Annotated in this window: 17 protein-coding genes; 7 read left to right on the forward strand and 10 right to left on the reverse strand. The window is 72.1% G+C overall.

The window, feature by feature from the left end:
- Nucleotides 1–97 precede the first annotated feature (97 nt).
- From ACRAKF_RS24885 to ACRAKF_RS24930, 10 genes are all read right to left on the reverse strand, one after another.
- Nucleotides 98–1,318 (reverse strand): beta-ketoacyl-[acyl-carrier-protein] synthase family protein, encoded by a 1,221-nt coding sequence (locus tag ACRAKF_RS24885; protein WP_447039689.1) that lies wholly within the window; start codon nucleotides 1,316–1,318, stop codon nucleotides 98–100.
- Nucleotides 1,318–1,548, reverse strand: coding sequence for an acyl carrier protein (locus tag ACRAKF_RS24890; protein WP_447039691.1), 231 nt, complete (start codon nucleotides 1,546–1,548; stop codon nucleotides 1,318–1,320). The genes ACRAKF_RS24885 and ACRAKF_RS24890 overlap by 1 nt, the downstream gene beginning before the upstream one ends.
- 76 nt (nucleotides 1,549–1,624) lie before the next feature.
- Nucleotides 1,625–2,647 carry a beta-ketoacyl-ACP synthase III gene (locus ACRAKF_RS24895; protein WP_447039692.1) on the reverse strand — a complete coding sequence of 341 codons (1,023 nt, stop codon included), beginning with the start codon at nucleotides 2,645–2,647 and terminating at the stop codon, nucleotides 1,625–1,627.
- A complete protein-coding gene (locus ACRAKF_RS24900) occupies nucleotides 2,644–3,627 on the reverse strand; it encodes a VlmB-like protein (protein WP_447039694.1) in 984 nt (327 codons plus the stop codon). The genes ACRAKF_RS24895 and ACRAKF_RS24900 overlap by 4 nt, the downstream gene beginning before the upstream one ends.
- Nucleotides 3,624–4,178, reverse strand: a complete 555-nt coding sequence (locus ACRAKF_RS24905; RefSeq protein ID WP_447039695.1) for a flavin reductase family protein — start codon at nucleotides 4,176–4,178, stop codon at nucleotides 3,624–3,626. Before ACRAKF_RS24905 ends, ACRAKF_RS24900 begins: the two co-directional genes overlap by 4 nt.
- On the reverse strand, nucleotides 4,175–4,717 hold the full coding sequence (locus ACRAKF_RS24910) for a hypothetical protein (protein ID WP_447039696.1): 543 nt from the start codon (nucleotides 4,715–4,717) through the stop codon (nucleotides 4,175–4,177). The genes ACRAKF_RS24905 and ACRAKF_RS24910 overlap by 4 nt, the downstream gene beginning before the upstream one ends.
- A 25-nt stretch (nucleotides 4,718–4,742) precedes the next feature.
- A complete protein-coding gene (locus ACRAKF_RS24915) occupies nucleotides 4,743–5,225 on the reverse strand; it encodes a type II toxin-antitoxin system RatA family toxin (RefSeq protein ID WP_447039697.1) in 483 nt (160 codons plus the stop codon).
- A 2-nt stretch (nucleotides 5,226–5,227) separates the two neighbouring features.
- Nucleotides 5,228–6,529 (reverse strand): aspartate aminotransferase family protein, encoded by a 1,302-nt coding sequence (locus tag ACRAKF_RS24920; RefSeq protein ID WP_447039699.1) that lies wholly within the window; start codon nucleotides 6,527–6,529, stop codon nucleotides 5,228–5,230.
- A gap of 44 nt (nucleotides 6,530–6,573) precedes the next feature.
- Nucleotides 6,574–7,713 (reverse strand): acyl-CoA dehydrogenase family protein, encoded by a 1,140-nt coding sequence (locus tag ACRAKF_RS24925; RefSeq protein WP_447039700.1) that lies wholly within the window; start codon nucleotides 7,711–7,713, stop codon nucleotides 6,574–6,576.
- 35 nt (nucleotides 7,714–7,748) lie between these two features.
- Nucleotides 7,749–9,389 carry an aldehyde dehydrogenase family protein gene (locus tag ACRAKF_RS24930; RefSeq protein ID WP_447039701.1) on the reverse strand — a complete coding sequence of 547 codons (1,641 nt, stop codon included), beginning with the start codon at nucleotides 9,387–9,389 and terminating at the stop codon, nucleotides 7,749–7,751.
- 252 nt (nucleotides 9,390–9,641) lie between these two features.
- Here ACRAKF_RS24930 and ACRAKF_RS24935 point away from each other — a divergent pair, with 252 nt between their 5' ends.
- From ACRAKF_RS24935 to ACRAKF_RS24965, 7 genes are all read left to right on the forward strand, one after another.
- On the forward strand, nucleotides 9,642–9,962 hold the full coding sequence (locus ACRAKF_RS24935; protein ID WP_447039702.1) for an acyl carrier protein: 321 nt from the start codon (nucleotides 9,642–9,644) through the stop codon (nucleotides 9,960–9,962).
- 32 nt (nucleotides 9,963–9,994) lie between these two features.
- Entirely contained in the window at nucleotides 9,995–15,700 is a 5,706-nt protein-coding gene (locus ACRAKF_RS24940; protein WP_447039704.1) for a type I polyketide synthase, read from the forward strand.
- A gap of 128 nt (nucleotides 15,701–15,828) precedes the next feature.
- The gene (locus ACRAKF_RS24945; protein WP_447039705.1) at nucleotides 15,829–17,484 is read left to right on the forward strand and encodes a fatty acid--CoA ligase; all 1,656 of its coding nucleotides are present in this window, start codon (nucleotides 15,829–15,831) and stop codon (nucleotides 17,482–17,484) included.
- A 90-nt stretch (nucleotides 17,485–17,574) separates the two neighbouring features.
- On the forward strand, nucleotides 17,575–18,588 hold the full coding sequence (locus ACRAKF_RS24950) for an LLM class flavin-dependent oxidoreductase (protein ID WP_447039707.1): 1,014 nt from the start codon (nucleotides 17,575–17,577) through the stop codon (nucleotides 18,586–18,588).
- A 35-nt stretch (nucleotides 18,589–18,623) separates the two neighbouring features.
- Nucleotides 18,624–19,391, forward strand: a complete 768-nt coding sequence (locus ACRAKF_RS24955) for a thioesterase II family protein (RefSeq protein ID WP_447042153.1) — start codon at nucleotides 18,624–18,626, stop codon at nucleotides 19,389–19,391.
- Nucleotides 19,392–19,449: 58 nt separating this feature from the next.
- Nucleotides 19,450–20,934 carry an MFS transporter gene (locus ACRAKF_RS24960; protein ID WP_447039708.1) on the forward strand — a complete coding sequence of 495 codons (1,485 nt, stop codon included), beginning with the start codon at nucleotides 19,450–19,452 and terminating at the stop codon, nucleotides 20,932–20,934.
- 213 nt (nucleotides 20,935–21,147) lie between these two features.
- Nucleotides 21,148–22,359 carry a cytochrome P450 gene (locus ACRAKF_RS24965; RefSeq protein ID WP_447039710.1) on the forward strand — a complete coding sequence of 404 codons (1,212 nt, stop codon included), beginning with the start codon at nucleotides 21,148–21,150 and terminating at the stop codon, nucleotides 22,357–22,359.
- The last annotated feature ends 19 nt before the right edge of the window (nucleotides 22,360–22,378 follow it).

A 22,378-nucleotide genomic window follows, 5' to 3' on the forward strand; every position in this document is an offset into this window, starting at 1 on the left:
GAGCCGCCCCCCTGGGCGAGGGGCGGCTGCGGCTCCTGCCGTGGGCAGGGGTCGGGGGAGGGGAGGACGCGGAGTGGGAGCGGGTTCGCTCCGGCACTCACGCGGGGGCGAGGGCCAGGACGGTGTTCTGGCCGCCGAACCCGCAGGAATTGCTGAGCGCCAGGTCGATGGGCATGGAGGTCGCCGTGTAGGCGAGCTTGATGTCGACCTCCGAGTCGGGCATGACGAGGTTGGCGATGGGAGGAACCAGTTCGTGCTCGATGCTCAGCAGCGTGAACGCCGCCTCCACCGCCCCGGCCGCGCCGAGCAGGTGCCCGGTCACGCCCTTGGTCGAGGTGACGAGCGGGTCCCCCTGGAGGGTCCGTTTCACCATCCGCGCCTCGGCGATGTCGTTCAGCGGCGTCGAGGTGCCGTGGGCGTTGACGTGCTGCACGTCGTCCGGGTCGGCCCCGGCGTCGGCGAGGGCCGCGCGAACGGCCGCCTCGACCCCGAGTCCGTCCGGATGCGGCGACGTCATGTGATGGGCGTCCGCGGTGGCGCCGTAGCCGATGATCCGGCCGTGCACGTGCGCTCCGCGGGCCCTGGCGTCCTCGACGCGTTCCATGACGAGGATGCCCGCGCCCTCACCGGCGACGAAGCCGTCCCGGTCGGCGTCGAAGGGACGTGACGCGTGGGTCGGGTCGTCCTCGCGCCGGGACAGGGCGCCCATCTGCGCGAAGCCGGCCATCACCAACGGGGTGATCATGGCCTCGCTGCCGCCCGCGAGGACGACGTCACAGCGGCCGAGGGCCAGCAGGTCCCTGGCCGTGCCGATGGCCGTCGCCCCGGAGGCGCAGGCGGTGGCCACCACCAGGTTGGGTCCCGTCGCCCCGAACTCGATGGCCGTCTGACCGGCCAGCATGTTCGGGAGCTGCATGGGCAGCAGCAGCGGCGAGACGCGGTCGGCGCCCTTCTCCCGCAGGGCGTGGTGCTGTTCCTCGACCGTGCCGGGTCCGCCGTCGGCGCAGCCAAGGACCACGCCGACCCGGGCGCCGTCCCAGGTCAGCGGGTCGAGCCCGGCGTCGGAGATGGCTTCTCTGGCCGCGACCAGCGCGAACTGCACGAACCGGTCGAGACGTAGGGCCCGGCGGGCCGACAACAGCGCTTCGGGGTCGAAGCCGGGCACACGGCAGGAGATCCGTACCGGATTGTCCGCCAGTACGGGGTCGAACGCCGCGCCCGACCGGCCCTCGCAGACCGCCGCCCAGCTCGGCCCCACCCCGATGCCGCCAGGGGTGACGAGACCGAGCCCGGTGACGGCGATGTCGATGCCGGCCATCAGACCTTCGCGCTCCTCGTCTCCATGAGCGCCACCATGTCCGCCACCGTGTCGGCCTCCAGGAGGTCGTCGTCGCTGACGTCGATGCCCAGTTCGGACTTGAGCAGCAGCGACAGCTCCACCACGGCGAGCGAGTCCAGCTCGATGTCGTCCTTGGTGGCCTCCGGAGTGATCGACTCGGGGGACACCTTGAGCTTGTTGGACAGGATTTCCTTGAGCTGCTCCAGCATGACGATCCCTTTCGGAAGGCGTACGCGCCGTTCGGCGTACGGGTCTTGAGGAGGTACCGTCCGGCGCCGGCAGGCGTCAGACGGACTGCACTTCGGGCCAGACGAGCGTGGTGGCCCCCCAGGAGAGCCCGCCGCCGAAGGCGGTGAGCAGCACCCGGTGGCCGGCCGTGAGCCGGTCGTCGGCCGTGGCCTGGGACAGCAGCAGCGGGAGCGAGGCCGCCCCGGTGTTGCCGACCTGCCCGATGTTGCTGAGCTGCCGTTCGGCGGGGATGCCCAGCCGTTCGGCGACCGAGTCGAGGATGCGGGCGTTGGCCTGGTGCGCCGCGAACCGGTCCACGTCCGCCAGGCGCCAGCCCGCGAGCTCGGCCGCCTCCCGCGACGTGGCGGTCATCCGCTCCACCGCGTGCCGGTAGGTGTCGCGGCCGACCATGTGGAAGTACTCGTCGCCCGGCTCGACGGGGGTGCCCGCCGAGCGCTGGCGGGAGCCGCCGGCCGGCACCTCGATGAGATGGCTCAGTTCGCCGTCGCTGCCGAGGACCAGTGGGCCCACCGCGCCCGGCTCGTCGGGCGAACCGGCCCGCAGGACCACGGCCCCCGCGCCGTCCGCGAAGATCACGGCGGTGGTGCGGTCCTCGGGGTTGATGATGGTGGTGAACGCGTCCGCGGCCACGAGCAGCACCCGCTCCGCGACTCCCGACGCGATCAGCCCGGAGGCGGTGGCGATCCCGTACAGGAAGCCCGAGCAGACGGCGGCGACGTCGAACGCCGCGACCTGGCCGAGCCCGAGCCGCGCCGCGACCTGCGGCGCGGTCGCGGGGCACGGCTGGTCGGGGGTGGTGGTGGCGAGCACGACCGCGTCCACCTGCTCCGTGCTCGCCGACTTCAGCGCGCGCAGACCGGCCTCCACCGCCAGGTCGGAGGTGGCGGTGCCCGGCGAGACCACGTAGCGCTCGGCGATTCCGGTGCGGGAGCGTATCCACGCGTCGGAGGTGTCGAGGCGCTGCGAGAGATCGTCGTTGGTCACCAGGTTCGGCGGCACGTAGGAGCCGATGCCGCAGATCACCGCCGATCGGCCGAGGGGCCGGGCCGCGCCGCTCATGCGCCCGGCTCCGCGCTGCCCAGGACCTCGACGGGCAGGCCCATGTAGGCCATGCGGGACTCGGCCATCTCGTCGGTCCACTGCTCGGCCATGTCGTACCGCTGCTCGGGGGTGGTGTCGAGCATCCGTACGCCCGGCCAGATCTCGTAGTCGCCGATCTTGTCCGCGTGGTCGGCCATGCCCTTCTGGAAGAGCTCCTCGCGGTGGATGACGAACTCCCGGTCGGGCACCTCGTCCCAGAGCTTCACCCCGGCGCGCAGGATCTCCATGAGCCGCGGGCGGTACTCGGGGTGGGCCACGACGTGGTCGCGCAGGATGGTGCTCGCCACGGTGAGGTGGCGGATCTCGTCGATGGCGGTGCCGCGCGAGATCTCGCCGGTGGCGGGGGAGAGCGGCGTCCACTTGCGTTCGCTCAGCTCGGCGGCCGGCGCGAGGACGCCCTCGATGACGATGGCGAACACGGCGACGCCGCCTGCGAAGTCCCGCTGGTCGCGGACGATGTCGAGGGTGAAGTCGACGACCGGGTTCAGGACCCGCTCGCGGTAGTCCGCGGCCATCTCGTCGATGTCCTTGAGCAGGGTGCCCGCGGGCTCGCCCAGCTCCACCAGGTGGTTGCGGAAGACGCGGGCGTGCCGGGCCTCGTCGATGAGCTGGGTCGCGTAGAACTCCATCTCGGGGATGCCCGGGGCCAGCGACACGTAGTGGCCGAGCAGCCGCGTGGCGATCTCCTCGGACAGGCCGCGGAAGCCGAACTCCAGGATCAGCGCGTCCCGCAGCGGCCCGGGAGCCTTCAGGAAGTCCGGGACGGTCGCGTCCGCGTGGTGCCCCGTCGCGCCGCGGTCGCGCAGGGTGCCCTGGGCCACCGAGGTGAACCAGTACGCGAGGTCGCAGTCGTCGGGTCCGAGGGTCAGTTCCTTCGCGCCGTCGAGTAATCCCGGTGCCTTGTCCCAGTCGGCCTCGGGGGCCACAGAACCGCTCATGATGCCGATGTCTCCTTCGTGGTGCGGGCGGGGTGCAGGGCGCCGGCGACGAGGCCGCCCGCGTAGCTGAACAGCGGCGGGCCGCTCTCGGCGGTGGCCCGCACGACGTGGCCGAGCAGGACCTCGCCGTCGCCGGCCCGGTGCGAGGAGTGCACCCGGCAGGTGTAGTGGGCGAGCGCCCCCGACAGGCGGGGGGCGTGGGCGTAGGAGTCGTCCGTGAAGGACAGGCCGTCGAACTGGGCGCTGCCGTCGGGGCGGGAGCTGTCCGCGAACCACCGCGCCAGGTCGCCCTGTCCGCCGTCGAGGACGTTGATGACGAAGCGCCCCTCGGCCGCGGCGAGCCGCGCGAACGACGATCCCGGCCGCATGGCGACCCCCACGAGCAGCGGCTCGCGCGAGACCAGGGTGACGGTGCTCGCCGTGGTGCCGTGCAGCACCCCGGCGTGGCCGACGGTGAGGACCGACACGGGCGACGCCAGGTGGTACAGCGCCCGGCGGCGCTCGGCCGGGTCCTGCCGCACCGGACGGCGCAGCGGGGTCAGTGTGCTCATCGCAGGGCCCCCTCACGGGTACGGGCCGCCTGGACCGGCAGCTTGACGATGTGGCCCACCGGCTCCGGGTCCTGCGCGTGGCCCACCGGCTTGGGGTGCGCGATCCCGAGGTCGTCCAGGATGCGCAGGTAGCCGCTCTGGCGGACCGGCTCGAAGGGCAGCGCGAAGGACTTCATGAAGTTGCCGAACAGACCGCGGTCGCCGAAGAGGTGGAAGGGCAGCACGAGCAGCGCCCACTCGGGACCGATCAGCCAGCACCAGGCGGCGGCCACCGCGGCCTGGGTGATGAGGCTGTGCATGACGTTGTAGAGGACGTAGTACACCTTGGAGATCGGCTGTCCGCCGCTGCGCCGGAACGCGATGGCGCCGGGGATGTAGCCGATCAGGTCGATGTAGAGGAACAGTGCGACCGCCGGTATCCAGCGGATGTCGCCGATGTGGGCGATGAGCAGCCCGGTGGAGACCGCGAAGCCCACCAGGTACTCGGCGCGGTGCAGGGAGAACGTCTTCGGTGTCTCGAAGGGATTTGCCTGGTCCATGGCTGGTCAGCTCCTGGCGGGGTTCTCAGGCGCCGACGGCGGCCGGCTGGGACAGCTCCATGCCGCCCGCGATGCGCGTGGCGGGGAACAGGCCGGTCAGCGACCAGGCGACGGTCTCCTTGATGACCCGCTCGGCGATCGGGTCGAGGATGCCTTCGAGGCTCGGGATGCCGAAGTCGAAGTCGGCGTCGAAGCGGACGGCGACGTCGTCACCGTTCTGCGTGACCGACCAGACCCCCGTGAAGGAGTCGAAGTCGCCGTCGCTCTGCTCGAAGCGGATCTCGCCCTGCTCCGGCAGGAAGACGTCGTCCTCGGTCCAGCGCAGCAGGCCGGAGCGGAAGTGCAGCTCCCAGTCGGAACTGCAATTCGCCTCGGGGTAGGTGGCGTGCACCGTGGTGGAGTTCACGTGCGGGGCCAGGTCGGGGTACTTCTCCCAGCGCCGCACGGCGTCGAAGACCGTCGGGGCCTGCTCCGCGGGGACCACAGCTTCCAGTTCAACGTGTCGCACGATCAGTTGCCGCCTTTCGGCATGGTGGCCGCGCCCCGCACGAGGTCGCGCGTGGCCAGGTCGAAGGAGTTGAGGAGGAACTCCACGTCGGTGTCGCTCAGGACGGCGGGCGGCGTGAACCGCACCACCGAGCTGCCGTTCATGGAGTGGTTGGCGACCACCCCGTGGTTGAAGAGCTCGATCAGCAGCTCGCCGGCCAGACCGGCCTCGACGAGCTCCACGCCGATGAGCAGACCCTGACCCCGTACGTCGACGACGAGTTCGGGGATGTTGCGGTACGCGATCTCGGCGATCCGCGGCAGGAGGGCGGCGCCCAGGTCGGTGGCCCGGGTCACCAGGCGCTCCTCCTTCATGGCCCGCACCGCGCCCTGCACCGCGGCCATCAGGACGGGCTGTCCCGAGAAGGTGGCGGTGTGGATGTAGGGGTCCTTGTCGAAGGGGCGGAACGCCTTGCGGGTGGCGACGGCCGCGGAGACCGGCAGGACACCGCCGCCCAGCGCCTTACCCGCGAGCAGCACGTCGGGCCGTACGTCCTCGAAGTCGGCGCCCCACCACTCGCCGAGGCGGCCGAAGCCGGACTGGATCTCGTCGAGGATCAGGAAGCCGTCGTGCTCGCGGACGAGTTCCTCGACGCGCTTGAGGTAGCCCTTGGGCGGGATGATGACGCCGCCCTCGCCCTGGACGGGCTCCAGGATGACGCAGACCTCGCCGGGGTGGGCGGCGAGCTCCGCCTCAAGGGCGTCGGCGTCACCGAAGGGCAGGTGGTGGAAGTCGGGGAGCAGCGGCCTGAACGGCTTCTGGTAGACCTCCTTCGCGGTGGCGGACAGGGCGCCGAGCGTCTTGCCGTGGTAGCCGCCCGCCATGGACACGGTCCGCTTGAAGCCGCCGGCGCGGGCCAGCTTCAGACCGGTCTCCACGGCCTCGGCGCCCGAGAGTCCGAAGTGCACGCGGTCCAGGCCCTCCGGCATGACGGAGACCAGGGCCTCGGCGGCACGGGCCACCGTCGGTTCGAGCAGGATGCGGGTCGCGGTGGGGTGCGTACGGAGCTGGCGCTCGATCTCCTCCATCACGATGGGGTGGCGGGCGCCCATGATGAAGACGCCGTAGCCGCCCGCGTTGAGGAAGCGCTCGCCGTCGCTGGTGGTGAGCCAGGCTCCCTCGGACGCCACCTCCATGTGGCTGCCGAAGAGCTCGGCGAGAGTGGCCCTGCCCTTGCTCAGATGGGCCCGGTACAGGCCGAGGACCTCCGCCTCGGTGTCGGCCGCGGGAGCCGCGGTCGCCGGGTTCTCCTGGATTACGGTCACGGTTGCTCACTCCAAGGAAGCGGGTGCGGATGTGGGGCTGCGGGTCAGGCGAGGACCAGCGGGCCGCCGTCGAAGTAGCGCAGGAGCGGCTCGGCGGCGGCGCCCCGGCCCGGCGGGTGGAAGGCGATGGCGCTCGCGGCGGCCGCCGCAAGGGCGTGGTCGGAGGAGCGGATGAAGTCCAGGCCGCCGAGGAGTTCGAGGGACTGCGAGGTGATGCGGGGCAGCGCGTTCTGCACGGCGTAGCGGGCGACGAGCACCCGGGCCACCGACGCCTCGTCGCCCGGCTCGGGGCCGATCGCGCGGGCCACGCCTTCGAGCAGCGACAGGGCGGCCCCCAGCTCGACGCCGAGTGCGGCGCGCTCCTGGACCGAGCCGCGCTTGCGCTCCTGCACCTGCTCGACCAGGGCGGCGGCGGCCCCCAGGTATCCGGTGGTGATGAGCATCTCGAACCAGACGAACCCGGCGGTCTGGAGGTCGTCCAGGCGGCGCGGGTCGTCCGCCCCGGCCCGTACGACCATGTCCTTCGGTACGAAGACGTCCTCCAGGCGCACCTCGTCGCTCTCGGCGCCGGCGAGCAGCTGGTTGCCCCAGAAGGAGTGGACGGAGAGGCCGGGGGCGTCGGAGGGGACCAGGGCGAGCGCGAGCTCGGGGTCGCCCTCCAGGCCGTGGATGGCGATGCTCGCGGTGAGCAGGCTCATGGTGTGGGCGAGGCTGCACGGCTTCTTGGAGCCGGAGAGCAGGAAGCCGCCCTCGACGGGACGTGCGGTCACCGAGGGGGTGAGGATGTTCTGCTCGGTGCGGCCCTCCGCCCAGCCGGAGGCCATGACCTGCTGCTGGGGGACGATGCGGCGCAGCAGGTCGCTCTGGGCTTCGGTCAGCCGGCCCTTGGCGGTGGCCAGGGAGTACAGCATGGCGACCGTGAAGTGGTGCATGGAGACGGCCGCGGCGAGGGACGGCGACAGGGAGCCGAGGGCGAACTGCGTGTGCATCGCGTCCAGCGGGGCCGCGCCGTGGCCGCCGTACTCCTCGGGTATCAGCAGGCCGACCCCGCCGTGGATGCGGAAGAGGTCGATGATGGGGCTGCCCGGTTTCTCCCGCTCGGTGTAGGGGATTTCTTCCAGTTCCTTGAGCAGGCCGGGGTGGTAGCGCTCGGAGACGGCCCGAGCGGCTTCGAGGGAACGCACGTCAGAACCTCCGGAGAGTGGGGAGAAGGGGCTGTTCAGTCGTCGAAGGCGCCGAAGACCGCGTCGTAGGGGCTGACGTCGCGCGCGATGCTGACGCCCTGCACGTGGGAGGTCTTGAGCATCGGGTAGTTGGCCTCGCCGAAGGCGCCGCCGGTGCGGCCGGTGCCGCCGTGGCTCGGCAGGTACGGCAGGAAGCCGATGTGGGAGTCGTTGACCTTCAGCAGGCCGCCGTTGACGACGCGGCGCACGAAGGTGTCGATGACGTGGTCGGAGCGCGACCAGAGGGAGTTGCGCAGCCCGTACTCGTTGGAGTTGACGAAGCGGAGGAAGTCCTCCAGGAGCGCGTCGTCGTTGTCGGTCTCCGGCACGATGACCGGGATCAGCGGGAAGAACGTCTCCTCGCGCACCACGTCGTAGGTGCGGGCCCGGTCGAGGCCGTCCACCCGGACGACGGTGGGCTGGAGGAAGACGCCGGTCTCCGAGGGCGTGCCGTCGAGCTCGGTGCGGTTGCCGCCGGTGACGAGCTCGGCGCCGTTGTCCAGGGCCTGGCGCAGGAGGCGGAAGAAGCGCTCACTGCGGCGCACCGGGGAGAGGAGTACGTCCTCCTCCTCGGGGAAGCCCGGCTTGATGGCTTTGACCTGCTCCTTCACCTCGGCGATGAGCTGGTCGGCGACGGCCGGGTGGACCAGGACGTAGTTGGGGACCATGCAGATCTGGCCGGAGCCGAAGAAGGACTCCGTGATGGCCTCCGCGGCCCACTTCACGTCGGCGTCCTTCCACACCACGATGCCGTCGTTGCCGGCCAGTTCGAGGATGGGCTTCTTGCCGTTGGCGACGCAGGCCTGCTCGAAGCGGAGGCCTTCCTGGCTGCCGCCGATGTAGAAGATGTCGTTGATCAGCGGGTCGGCGACCCAGCGGTCGATGGTCTGCTTCGGGTTGCTGCAGACCGCGTTCAGGACGCCGGGCGGTGCGTCGAACTCCTCCAGGATCGGGGCAACGATGTCACGGAGCAGCCACATCGTGGAGAGCGCGATGCTGCGGGGGGCCCGGACCACCACGGCGTTGCCGGCCATCAGGGCGAGCACGGAGAGCGCGGCGCTGGGCAGCGGGGCGTTCTGCGGCGGGTTGAAGGCCACGACGCCGTCGGGCTGGCGCTGGAGGATCAGCTTGCGGCCGCCGTACTCCTTCTCGACCCGCATCTGCTTGGTGTACCAGCGCAGGCTGCCGGGGGCGTAGATCTGAAGGAGGCAGCTCAGCTCCCAGCGGGCCAGCTTCACCGGGTGGGACTCGGCGACCAGCATGGCCAGGAACTCGTCCTGGTGCTTGATGAGTTCCTCGCGGAACCGGGTGCCGAGGCGCATCCGCCGTTCCTGCGGGACGGCCGCCCACTCCGGGGCCGCCGCCGCGGCGGCCTGGGTCGCCATGTCGATGGCGGAGTCGTCGGCGATCGCGCACCGTCCCACCACGTACGGGTGGTTGGCCGCGTCGGATTCGGGGTCCTGCTCCAGGGTGCGCTTGAGGCTCACGCTGGTGAACACGTCTTCGAGGAGCGAACGTCCGCTGACGGTGTAGACCCACCCGTCACCGGCGACGTCCTTGCCCGCGATATAGAGGTCATAGCTCTTGAGGTCGGAATGTGCCGGAGCACTTTCCTCCTGTATGGCGCCGCGCAGCATATCCAGCCTTTCGGGGTGGGGTATCTCCGAGTGCTTTCCGATCCGGTGAGCTCTTGCGAAGCATCTCGATCGTGGCAGCAGCATCTGACTCCGCGCTGACACGGTGCTGATCGCCGAAAAGGCGAATCTATTGAGCCAACCCTGTATTCAGTGGGTGCGCCGAAGACTGAGTGACGGGCGTGATGGGTACGCGCGCGACGTCAGTGAGGCGTCAGGGGTCATTGCTTCCATGTCCGCATGTCTCCCCTACACATGACACTTCAGCAATTCCGCGAACTTCCGCGGGCCGAGCTTGCCGAGGAATTGGAGCGGATCCTCGTCGGCAGGTTCAGGGAGAGCCTGCTCATGGACGAGACCGAGGACCTGCCGCTCGACATCAGCTACTTCGACCTCGGCCTCACCTCGCTGAAACTCACCGAGCTGCGGCAGACCCTGGAGGACGTCCTCGGCGTCTCCATCAACGCCAACGTGCTCTTCAACGAGCCCACGGTCAGCCGCCTCCTCGACCACCTCGTCGACGCGGTGTCCGACCCGTCCCACCGCATGGCCGGCGCGATACCCGGCACCGACTGATCCCCAGGGTCCCGGACAGAAGGAGACGCGGAATGCCGCACGAGGAATCAGAGAAGAACCAGGTGTCCGGCCGGGCGCCCGAGCCGATCGCGATCGTCGGCGTTGGCCTGCGATTCCCCGGCGGCAGTAATTCGCTGGACGAATTCGACACCTTCCTGCGCGAGGGCCGTTCGGGCATCGGGCCCATTCCCACCGACCGGTGGGACGTCGAAGCCTTCACACCGCAGAGCCCGGACGACAAGGGGAAGATTCACACCACGTCCGGTGGATTCCTCGACCGCATAGACCGGTTCGACGCGTCTTTCTTCAACATCTCCCCGAAGGAAGCGCAGTACATGGACCCCCAGCAGCGCATGCTGCTGGAAACCGCCTGGCAGGCCCTGGAGCACGCCAACATCGACCCGGCGCCGCTGCGCCGCGGCAACGGCGGCGTCTACATCGGGGCGAGCTCCATCGACTACGCCCTCGAACTGGACTCCCTGCCCTACGAGGAGCTCGACGGCCTCCTCGCCTCCGGCATCACCATGTTCCCGCTCTCGGGGCGGCTCTCCTACTTCCTCGGCTGGCGCGGCCCGAGCATGAGCATCGACACGGCCTGCTCGTCCTCGCTCGCCGCCCTGCACGTCGCCGTCCAGGGGCTGCGCGCCGGCGAGACCGACATCGCGCTCTGCGGCGGCGTCAACGCCCTGCACCACCCCCGCATCCCCGTGATGTTCTCCAACGCGCAGATGCTGTCGCCCGACGGCCAGTGCAAGACCTTCGACGAGTCCGCCGACGGCTACGCCCGCGCCGAGGGCTGCGGCATCGTCGTCCTGAAGCGGCTCTCGGACGCCACCCGGGACGGCGACACCGTCCTCGCCCTGGTCAGGGGCACCGCCGTCGGCCAGGACGGCGACAGCGCGGGCCTGACCGTGCCCAACGGCCCCGCCCAGGAGAAGGTCATCCGCAGCGCGCTCGCCGCCGCCGCGCTCGCCCCCGAGGACATCCAGTACGTGGAGGCGCACGGCACCGGCACCCCGCTGGGCGACCCCATCGAGTTCGGCGCCATCGGCGACACGTTCGCCGGCTCGCACACCAAGAGCGACCCGCTGCTCGTCGGCTCGGTGAAGACCAACCTGGGCCACATGGAGCCCGCCTCCGGCATCGTCGGCGTCATCAAGGCGGTCCTCCAGATCCGGTCCGCCACGATCTACCCGCACCTCAACCTCGACACCCCCTCCGGGCGCATCCCCTGGGACCTGTACCCGGTGCGGGTGCCCACCGCGTGCGAGCCGTGGAAGGCGCCGGTCAGGCGCGCGGTCGTCAACAGCTTCGGGTTCGCGGGCACCATCGGCGCGGTCGTCCTGGAACAGCCGCCCACGGGGGCGAAGGACCGGGACACCGGGGAGCTCGAAGCCCCCGCGACCCCGATGTTCACGCTCTCCGCCAAGACCGCTGCCGCGCTGCGCGAGCAGGTGGCCGGCTACCGGCAACTGCTCGCCGACGACCCCGGCCTGCCGGTCGACGGGCTCTGCTACACCGGCAACGTGGCCCGCACCCACCACCCGTACCGCATCGCGGGCCCGGTCACCGACCGCACCGCCCTCACCAAGCTCCTGGACAAGGCCGCCGACCGCGACCACCAGGGCCCGTCCGGCATCCGCAAGATCGCCTTCATGTTCAGCGGGCAGGGCGCGCAGTACGCGGGCATGGGCGCCGCCCTCTACGAGCGCTTCCCGGTCTTCCGCCGCCACGTCGACGCGTGCGACGGCCTCTTCTCCGCCCACCTGGACCGCTCGGTGCGGGACCTCGTCATCGGCACCGCCGAGGACCCCGAGGCGATCGACCGCACCGAGTACACCCAGCCCGCCCTGTTCACCCTGGAGTACGCGCTCGCGCAGCTCTGGATCTCCTGGGGCGTCCGCCCGAACGTGCTGATCGGGCACAGCATCGGCGAGGCCTCGGCCGCCGCCGTCGCGGGACTGTTCAGCCTCCCCGACGCCGTGACGCTGGTGGCCGCGCGGGCCCGGCTGATGCAGGCGGTGCGCGCCGAGGGCGGCATGGCCGCGGTCGCCGCCCCCGCCGAGGACGTCCTGCCGCTCCTGGACGCCCACCCCGGCCTGGCGCTCGCCGCCTCCAACGCCCCCGACCAGTGCGTCATCTCCGGCGCCTCGGACGCGCTCGCGCAGGTCAGCGCCGAACTGGCCGCCAAGGGCCTGCGCGTCGACCAGCTCGCCGTCTCGCACGCCTTCCACTCGCCGCAGATGGCCGAGGTGTACGACGACTTCCGCGCCGCCCTGGACGCCATCACCTTCCGCGAACCGGCCATCAGCCTGATCTCCAACGTCACCGGCAAGCTCGCCCGCTTCCGCGACATCGGCACCCCCGACTACTGGGTGCGCCACATCGGCGAGCCCGTGCAGTTCCTCTCCGGCATCCGCGCGGTGGCCAAGCGCGGACGCCACGCGCTCGTCGAGATCGGCCCCTCGACCGCGCTGACCGCGCTCGCCCAGCGCTCGCTGCCCGTCGAGGACCACCTGTGGCTGGCCAGCCTGCGGCGGCGCGACCGCGGCGGCGACACCACGCTGCGGGCCCTCGCCGAGTACTACGCCGCCGGGCTCCCGGTCTCCTGGGCCGGCTACCACGAGGGCCGTGCCGTACCGGCCAAGCTCGCCCTGCCCACCTACGCCTTCCAGCGCAAGCGCTACTGGCTGCCCTCGGTGACCCCGCGCAGGGGCGGCGCGCAGGGCGGCACGGCCCATCACCCGCTGCTCGGCACCGAGGTCCGGCGCGAAGGGAACGCCGGGGCAAGGGAGTTCACCGCGGAGTTCACCGTCGAGGAGCTCGGCGCGCTCGCCGACTTCGCCGACGGCGACCGTACGACACTGCCCGCCGGCGCCTACGTCGACCTGCTGCTCGCCCTCCAGGACGCCGTGCACGGGCACACCCGCGCCGCCGTCCGCGGACTGCGGCTGCTCGAACCGCTCACCCTCACGGCCGAGACCCCGCTCACGCTGACCACCCGGCTCACCCCGGGCGCCGGCGGCGATACGGAGGTGACGGTCCTGACCAGCGCCGAAGCGGGCGAGGACCAAGAGGCCGGGGAGCGCGTGCACGCCACCGCCGTGCTCGCCGCCGCTCCCGAGCAGGACGAGCCGGACCTCGCGGGCCTCACCCTCGAAGCCGCCGTCCTCGGGAGCGACGCCGAGGACCTCTACACCGACCTCGCCTCGCTCGGCCGTCCGCACGGCCCGCGCGCCAGGGTGCTGCTCGGCGCCGCCCGCCACCAGGACGGCGTCGCCTCCGGCGAGCTGGAGTGCCGCGGCACCACCGCCGTCGAGCAGGTGCCCGCCGAGCTGGTCGAGGCCGCGCTCCAGGCCGCCGTCGCCCTCGACCCCGAGGGCCCCGTCTTCCACGCCCGGGAGATCGCCTCCGTACGGCACTTCAAGAAGCCCCGCGGCGAGCGGCTGCGCGTGGTCGCCCGCGTCCGCACGGAACGGGACAGGCGCCTCGCCGACATCCTGGTCCTCGACGGCGGCGGCCCCGTCCTCGAACTCGGCGGCGTCCTGCTCACCCGCCCCGAAGGCCCCGCCGGGCAGCGGCAGTTCCTGCACCGCCCCGAGTGGGTGCGCCGCGCGCTGCCCGCCCTCGACGACACCACGCCCCGCCATGCGCTGCTCATCGGCGGCACGGCTGACGCGGGCCAGGGCACGCTGCGGGTCACGCCCGTCGCCGACCTCGCCACGCTCAAGACCGCCCTGGACGACACCTCCGTCACCGACGTCTGCTGGCTCTGGCGGCCCGAGGCCGGCGCCATGTCCGCCGAGCTGATGCGCGCCGAGTGCGAGCGCAACTACCGGGAGCTGCTCGGCCTTGTCACCGTCCTCGACGCGGCCACGCAGCAGCGCCCGCCGAGGCTCTGGCTGGTCACCGAGGGCGCCCAGCGGCTGCCGGGCGACCGCCCCGGCGACGGCGCCCACCTCGCCGCCGCCACCCTCTGGGGCTTCGGCCGCGTCCTGCTCACCGAGTCCCCGCAGTACCGGACGACCCTGGTCGACGTCGAGCGGGGCGGCGGCCTTGCGGCACTGTTCGACGAGTGCCGGGCCGAGGCTCCCGGCGAGTACCAGGTCGCGCACCGGGCCGGCGGGCGCTACGTCCGCAGGCTGCTGCCCGGCGACGCCACCCGCACCTGGCCCGGCGGCTTCGCCCTGCACACCCCCGGCTCCGGGGACCTCTCCGACCTCTACCTGGCGCCCGTCGAGGACCGCGCCCCCGCGGCGGGCGAGGTCCAGGTGCGGGTCGCCTCGGTCGCCCTGACCGCGGCGGACGCCCGTACCGCCCTGGAGGGCGAGGAGACCGGCGGCACCGGGCCGATCCTCGGCTCGCTGGCCGTGGGGACCGTCCTGGCGGCGGGCGCCGAGGCGGCGTTCACCGCGGGCGACGAGGTCCACGTACGCCATGACGGCGCCCTGCGCGCCACCCTCACCGTGCCCGCGTCCGCGGTGGCACTCGTCCCCGGAGCGGCGGCCGGCAAGGAGCGGTCCCCGGCGACGGCGTTCCGTCTGGACGAGATCGGCGAGGCGCTGCGCACCGCGGCGGCGGACACCGGCACCGAGGTGTGGGTCGATGTGCCCGGCAGCCCCGAGGCGGAGCCCGCCCCGGCCCGCGTCCGCCCGGACCGCACGTATCTCGTCACCGGCGGCCTCGGCGGCCTCGGCCTGGTCACCGCCCGCAAGCTGGTCTCCCTGGGCGCCCGGCACCTCACCCTGGTCAGCCGCGGCGGCAAGGCCACCGAAGAGGCCGCGCAGGTGCTCGCCGAGCTGTCCGAACGGGCCGAGGTCGCCGTCGTACGAGCGGATGTGAGCGACGCGCGGGACGTGCGGCGCCTCGCCGACGAGCTCGCGGCAGGCCCGCTTCCCGTCGGCGGCGTCGTGCACGCGGCAGGCTCCTTCGACAAGCGCCTCATCGCCGAACTGACCTGGGAGTCCATCGACGCCCAGCTCGCCCCGAAGGCGTACGGCGGCTGGCTGCTCCACGAGGCGGCCGAGGCCTCCTTCCCCGAGCTGGAGTTCTTCGTCACCTACTCCTCGATCGCCTCCGTGCTCGGCGGCGCCACCCAGGGCCACTACGCGGCGGCGAGCGCGGGCCTCGACAGCCTCGCCGAGTGGCGCGGCCTCAAGGGGCTGCCCGGCCTCTCGGTCAACTGGGGCGCGTGGGCGCGGGTCGGCATGTCGGCCCGCCTCGACGAGCAGCTCGCGGCGGAGATCGACCGCAGCGGCGTCCGCTTCTTCTCGCCCACCCGGGCCCTGGACACCCTGGCCCGGCTCTGGCAGCGGCCCGGCAGCCGCCGGGTGGTGGGCGAGTTCGACTGGGGGCGCTATGTGTCCGGCGGCGGTGTGGACGACGCGTTCTACGACCGGCTCGCCCGGCAGGACCAGGCGGGCGCGGACGGCACCGGCATCGACCTGGGCGCGCTCGTGGCCCTGGCGAAGCCCGAGCGGACCGCCGTGATCGCCGCGGTGGTGCGCGAGCAGGTGGCGGGCGCGCTGCACATGGACGACGGCGACGACCTCGACCAGAACGCCGAGTTCGTCTCGCTCGGCCTCGACTCGCTGATGGCCCAGACCGTCAAGGGCGGCCTGGAGACGCTGTTCCGGCTGCCGCTGCCGGCCTCGCTGACCTTCGACCACCCCACGGTCCGCAGGCTCACCGAGTTCCTCGACGGCCGCCTGGCCCCGGCCGCGCAGCAGCACCCGTGAACACCTCCGGTCGGCGGGAACACCCCTGCCCGCCGCCCGGCGGTGAACACCCACGATTTCCACCCCCACGACATCCACTCACGTTTTCCGACACCCACCGAGATGTCCTACGCAACGGGGAGACCACAGTGAGAGAGCACACCACCAGGGACTGGACGCTGACGCGCACCTCCCGGACCCACGCGGGGGGCCGCGCGGAGCACGCGGCGATCATCTGCGAGGACCGCACCACCACGTACGCGAAGCTGCACCGGGACAGCAACCGCGCGGCCCACGCCCTGCGCGACGCGGGGATCGGGACCGGCGACCGCGTCGCCTACCTGGGCCGCGAGTCGGAGAACTACTACCTCACGATCCTGGCCTGCGCGAAGGCCGGAGCCGTCCTCGTACCGGTCAACTGGCGCCTCACCGGCGCCGAGGTGGACCACATCCTGCGCGACTCGGGCGCCGTGCTGCTCTTCGTGGACGACGAGTTCTGGGACACCGCGGACCGCGTGAAGCCGCACCTCCCGGGGCTGCGCACCGTCGTCCGCGTCGACGGCACCGACAGCGAGGGCGAGCCGGCGCGCGGCACCGGCCTGCCCGCCTGGTACGCCAACCACCCCACCACCGACCTGGAGCCGGGCACCGGACCCGACGACGCCGTGGTGCAGATCTACACCAGCGGCACCACCGGCCTGCCCAAGGGCGCGGTCCTGCCCCACCGGAGCTTCTTCACGCTGCCCGCCGCGATGCGGGAGCACGGCGTCGACTGGCTCGACTGGCTGCCGGACGACGTCAGCCTGATCTCCCTGCCGGGCTTCGGCATCGCCGGCATCGGCTGGTTCATGCACACCTTCAACGCGGGCGCGACCAGCGTGGTGATGCCGCAGTTCATCCCGCAGGAGGCCGTGCGGCTGATCCGAGAGCACAAGGTCACCATCACCTTCGCGGCGCCCGCCATGCTCCAGATGATGATGGCCGAACGCGGCGCGGGCCCCGAGGCGTTCGCCTCGATGCGCAAGATCGCCTACGGTGCCGCGCCGATGTCGGAGACCCTCCTGACCCGGTGCCTGGAGGTGTTCGGCTGCGAGTTCGCGCAGATCTACGCGAGCACCGAGACCGGCAGCGTCGCGGTGTGCCTGCCGCCCGAGGCCCACCGCCCCGGCACCGGGCTCCTCCGGTCGGTCGGCAGGCCCTGCCCCGGCAACGAGGTGAAGGTCATCGGCCCCGACGGCGAGCCGCTGCCGCCGGGCGAGACCGGCCAGATATGCGTCCGCACCCCCTCGAAGATGCTCGGCTACTGGAACCTCCCCGAGGCCACCGAGCGCACGATGGTGGGGGAGTGGCTGCACATGGGCGACGCCGGCTACCTCGACGAGGACGGCCATGTGTACCTCAGGGACCGCATGAACGACACGATCATCGTGGCGGGGCAGAACATCTACCCCGCCGAGGTCGAGAAGGCCCTCGCCGCCCACCCGGCCGTCTCCGACGCCGCCGTGGTCGGACTGCCCGACGCACGCTGGGGCGAGGCGGTGCACGCCGTCGTCGTCCTGCGGCCCGGCGCCGCGGTCAAGCCCCGCGAACTCCTGCTCGCCCTGCGCGGCAAGCTCGCCGACTACAAGATCCCGAGCGCCTTCCACTTCGCCGACGACCTGCCGCGCAACCCCTCGGGGAAGATCCTGCGCCGCGCGGTGCGCGAGCAGCTCACCGCCGAGTCCGCAGGGACCCCCGCCCGCCTGCCGCTGCCCGCGCAGCGCCCCGCCTCGGCACGGGCGGCCCAGCAGCCCCAGCGCGTCTGACGCGCCACCCCAGGACCGCACCACCAGAACCACACCTCCGTACCGCACCCACCGGACACCCACCCCCGCCCGACGAAACGGAGTACCCCCATGCAGTCCACGGCCGGGCCCTTACGCATCGGCGTCCTGCTGCCCACCCGGGAGCAGGCCATCAACGGCACCTACGCGGCAGCCCCGCTGCTCGACTTCGCGCGGCAGGCCGAGGACCTCGGCTTCGACTCGCTGTGGGCGGGCGACTCGCTCACCGCACGGCCGCGCCTCGACCCGCTGGTGGTGCTCTCCGCGGCGGCCGCCGCCACCCGGCGGATCACGGTCGGCACGGCGGCGCTCACCCCCGCACTGCGCCACCCGCTGATCGGCGCCAACATGATCGCCAGCCTGGACCACGTGGCCGCCGACCGTCTCGTCCTCGGTCTCGGCTCGGGTTTCCCGATGCCGGAGACCGAGGAGGAGTTCGCCTCCGTGGGGGCGTCCTTCGCGGGCCGGGTCGGACGCCTCGACGAGATCACCGCGCTGTGGCGCACCGCCTGGCGCGCCGGCGAGGAGGGGCAGCCCTCCGGCTTCGAGGGGAAGTTCTGGCAGGCCGAACGCCTTGAGCGGCTGCCGAAGCCGGCCTCGCCCGGCGGCCCGCCGCTCTGGCTGGCCGGCAGCGACACCCCCAAGGTGCTCGCCAGGGTCGCCCGGAAGTACGACGGCTGGCTGCCGTTCCTGCCCGACGCCGAGGCGTACGGCAGGGCCCGCGCCCGCATCGCCGAGCTCGCCGAGGAGGCGGGCCGCGCCCCCGGCGCGGTGACGCCCGCGCTGTACGCGACGGTCACCGTCAACCGTGACGAGGCGGCGGCCAAGGCCGAGCTGGAGCACTACATCGAGCACTACTACGGGCGCTCCCTGGAGCAGATGTCGGCCATCCAGGCCTACGGCTGGGGCAGCGCGGAGCAGTGCGCCGAGTGGCTCGGCGCGTATGTGCGCGCGGGCGCGAAGCACCTGGTCATCCGGGTCGGTTCGCTCGACCCGGAGCCGCAGTTGAAGGAGATCGCCGAGGTGCTGCTGCCCGCGGTGCGCGCCATCGGGGAGCAGACGACCGTAGGGAGTACACACTCGTGAGCAACGCCACCGCCACCGCCGCCCTGGGCCAGGAGATGTCGAGCGCGGGACAGTGGTTCCAGCCCGTCGAGGCGTCCCCGGACGCCTCCGTGCGGCTCTTCATGCTGCCGCACGCGGGCAGCGGCGCCATCATCTACCGCGACTGGGAGCGGCTGCTGCCCGCCGACATCGCCCCGCAGGCGGTGACCCTGCCGGGCCGCCACAACCGCCGCGACGAGATGACGTACGAGGACTGGGACCCGCTGCTCGACGCGCTGCACGAGGCGGTGCTCGACGACCTGGACGAGCGGCCCTTCGCGTTCTTCGGGCACTGCCTCGGCGCGCAGCTCGCGTTCCGCCTCACCATCCGCATGGAGGCCGAGTCCGGCCCCTCGCCGACCCTCGTCGGCATGTCGGGCTGGTCGCCGGAGGGCTTCTTCCAGCCGACGGAGGAGCAGAGCCGCATGCCCGACGCCGAGCTGATCGAGTGGATCAAGAAGCTGGGTTCGTTCCCCGCCGAGGTCTACGACAACCCCGAGATGCTCGCCCTGGTCGTCCCCGCGCTCCGCGCCGACCTGCGGGTCGCCGCCCAGTACGTCGACGACGGCGCGGGCACCGCCTGCCCGCTGGTCTCCTACGGCGGCAGGTCCGACCCGCTCCAGGAGCACCCGGACGCCATGTCGCACTGGGCCGGGCGCAGCCCCGACTACCTGGGGCACAGCGAGTACCCGGGCGGCCACTTCTACATCGACAGCCACGCCGAGGCCGTCACCACGCACTTCGCCCAGCGACTCCAGCGGCTGGTCGCCGCGGCGGATCGCTGAACCGCCGGCCGCCCGCGGGGCGGCCGGTTCGACGGGGAACGATTCAGGAAGGCCGGTCATGACCACCGAAGCGGAAATCACGAGCGTGGACGTCCCAAGTGCCGTCGCGCCAGAGGCCGCGCCGCCACCGGAAGGGGCCGCGGCGGCCAAGCCCTCCTACGGGGCGCTCCTGGTCGTCCTGGCCGGCCTCTTCATCACCAACCTCGACTTCTTCATCGTCAACGTGGCGATCCCCTCGCTCCAGACGAACATGCACGCCACGGCGGCGGAGATCCAGCTCATCGCCGTCACCTTCACCATCGGCCTGGCCGCCCTGCTGATCACCGGCGGCCGGCTCGGCGACATCTACGGCAGGCGCAAGGTCTACTCGATCGGCGTGCTGCTCTTCACGGTCGCCTCGCTGGCCTGCGGCCTGGCGCAGAACATGACCGAGCTGATCGTCGCCCGCGGTGTCCAGGGCGCGGCGGCGGCGCTGGTCATCCCGCAGGTGCTCGGCATCCTGACGACCGCGTACTCCGGCAAGCACCGGGCGGTGGCGTTCAACGCGTACGGCATCGCGCTCGGCGCGGCGGCGGTCTTCGGGCAGCTCATCGGCGGCCTGCTGATCCAGGCCGACCTGTTCGGCTCGGACTGGCGCTCGATCTTCCTGATCAACGTGCCGATCGGTGTGCTCGTCCTCGCGCTCACCCCGAAGCTGGTGCCGGAGTCGAAGTCGGAGGGGCGCACCGGGCTCGACTGGACCGGTGTCGTCCTGGTCACCGCCGGGCTCACGGCCGTGGTGCTGCCGCTCGTGATCGGCCGCGAGGAGGACTGGCCGGTCTGGACCTGGTTCTGCATGGCGGCGGCGGTCCCGCTGCTCGGCGCCTTCTGGGCGAGCCAGCGGCGGCTCGCGGCGCGCGGGAAGTCGCCGCTGGTCAGCCCGGGCCTCTTCCGCGACCGCGCCTTCAGCGTCGGGTCGGTCGCCATCCTCGTCTACTTCTCGGTGATGGCGTCCTTCTTCCTGGTCCTCGCGCTCTACCTCCAGCAGGGGCGCGGTGCCTCCGCCCTGGAGTCGGGGCTGCTCTTCGTGCCGCTGGGGCTCGGCTTCTTCGTCGCCTCGGCCATGGCGCCCAAGTTCGCCGCGAGGCTGGGGCGGCAGGCGCTGACGCTGGGGGCCATGGTGGTGGCCGCGGGCGACATCGCCTTCGCGCAGACGGCGTCGCAGCTCGGCACCACGGGCTCGGTCGCCTGGTGCATCCCCGTGATGGTGGTCTGCGGCTTCGGCATGGGCCTGGTCGTCGCCCCGCTCACCTCGCTGGTCCTGGAGAGCGTGGCGCCCGAGCACGCCGCCGCGGCCTCCGGGGTGTTCTCCACCGGCCAGGAGATGGGCAACGTCCTGGGCATCGCGGTGATCGGCGTGGTCTTCTTCGGCGAGGCGGGGGAGCACCCGTCGGCGCAGGGCTACGGCGACGGGTTCATGCTGAGCCTGTACGTCCAGGCCGGCATCTGCGTCCTGGTGGCGCTGCTCGTGCAGTTGCTGCCCCGTAAGGCCGGGAAGGCCTGACCACCGCCCCTCTCGGGGGCCGTCCGACGCGGCGGGTGCCGCGGAGCGAACACGCTCCGCGGCACCCGCCGTTCGCGCGTTTCCGGGGCCGGAACCGGATGCAAACATTCGGCCAAAAAAGGGTGTTGACAAATCAGTCGGACGTCAGAGGCGAGTCAGACCTTTCGGACAGCATGACGGAAAGGAATCAGCCACGATCCAGGGGGAAACTTCATGACGATCACTCCCGTAGCGCCAGCGGTACACGAGCGGCTCGCCGCGTGGCCCATGCCGCGCACCTGCCCGTACTCGCCGCCGGACGCCTACGCCGGGCTTCGCGGGGGAGCACCGGTGAAGGTAAGGATCAGGACAGGCGAGGCATGGCTGGTGACGCGCCACGCCGACCTCCGCGCGGTCCTCACCGACCCGCGCTTCAGCTCCGACGACACGCTCCCCGGCTTCCCGGTGCGCATACAACTGCCGCCCGCGCCCCGGGTCATGTCGTTCACGCGGATGGACGGCCCGGAGCACGGACGGCTGCGCCGCATGGCGATGACCGAGTTCACCGCCCGCCGCACCCGCGCCCTGCGCCCCTCGGTGGAGCTCCTGGTGGACCGGCTCGTCGGCGAGATCGAGCAGGGGCCGCGCCCCGTCGACCTGGTGGAGCGCTTCTCGGTCCGGCTGCCCTCGCTGGTCATCGCCCGCATGCTGGGCGTCCCCGAGGCCGACGAGTGCGACTTCACCGAGCTGAGCCAGGCCGTCCTGTCCCAGGACGCGACGCCGGAGCAGATCTACGCGGCCTTCGTGGAGATGACGCAGTACCTGGACGGGCTGATCGGGCGCAAGCGCCGCGCACCCGGGCAGGACCTGCTCAGCCGCCTGGTGACGCAGTACGTGGCCACCGGCGAGCTCTCCCACGACGACCTGGTGGCGATGGCCCGCCTCTTCCTGGTCGCCGGCCACGAGACCACCGCCCACCAGCTCAGCCTCAGCGTGCTGAGCCTGCTGCGCGAACCGGAGCAGACGGCCCTGCTCCTGAACGACCCGGCGCTGTTCGCCCCGGCCGTCGAGGAGCTCCTGCGCTACTGGTCCATCACGCAGGACAACCAGGTCAGGGTCGCCGTGGCCGAGGCGGAGATCGGCGGTGCCCGCATCGCGCCGGGCGACGGAGTGATCCTGGCCTACCCCAGCGCCAACCACGACGAGACGGTCTTCCCCGGCGGCGACCGCCTCGACCTGAGCCGGGACGCGAGCCGGCACATCGCCTTCGGCCACGGCCCGCACCTGTGCCCCGGCGCCTCACTGGCCCGCATGGAGCTGGAGGTCGCCCTGCGCGCCCTCTTCGGCCGCCTCCCGGGCCTTCGCGTCGCCGACGTCGACGGCGCGGTCTCGTTCCGCGAGAACACCATCAACTACGGGCTGAACTCCCTGCTCGTGACCTGGTAGGGGACCTGGTAGGGGACCT

The organism is Streptomyces sp. DSM 118878, from assembly GCF_052936595.1.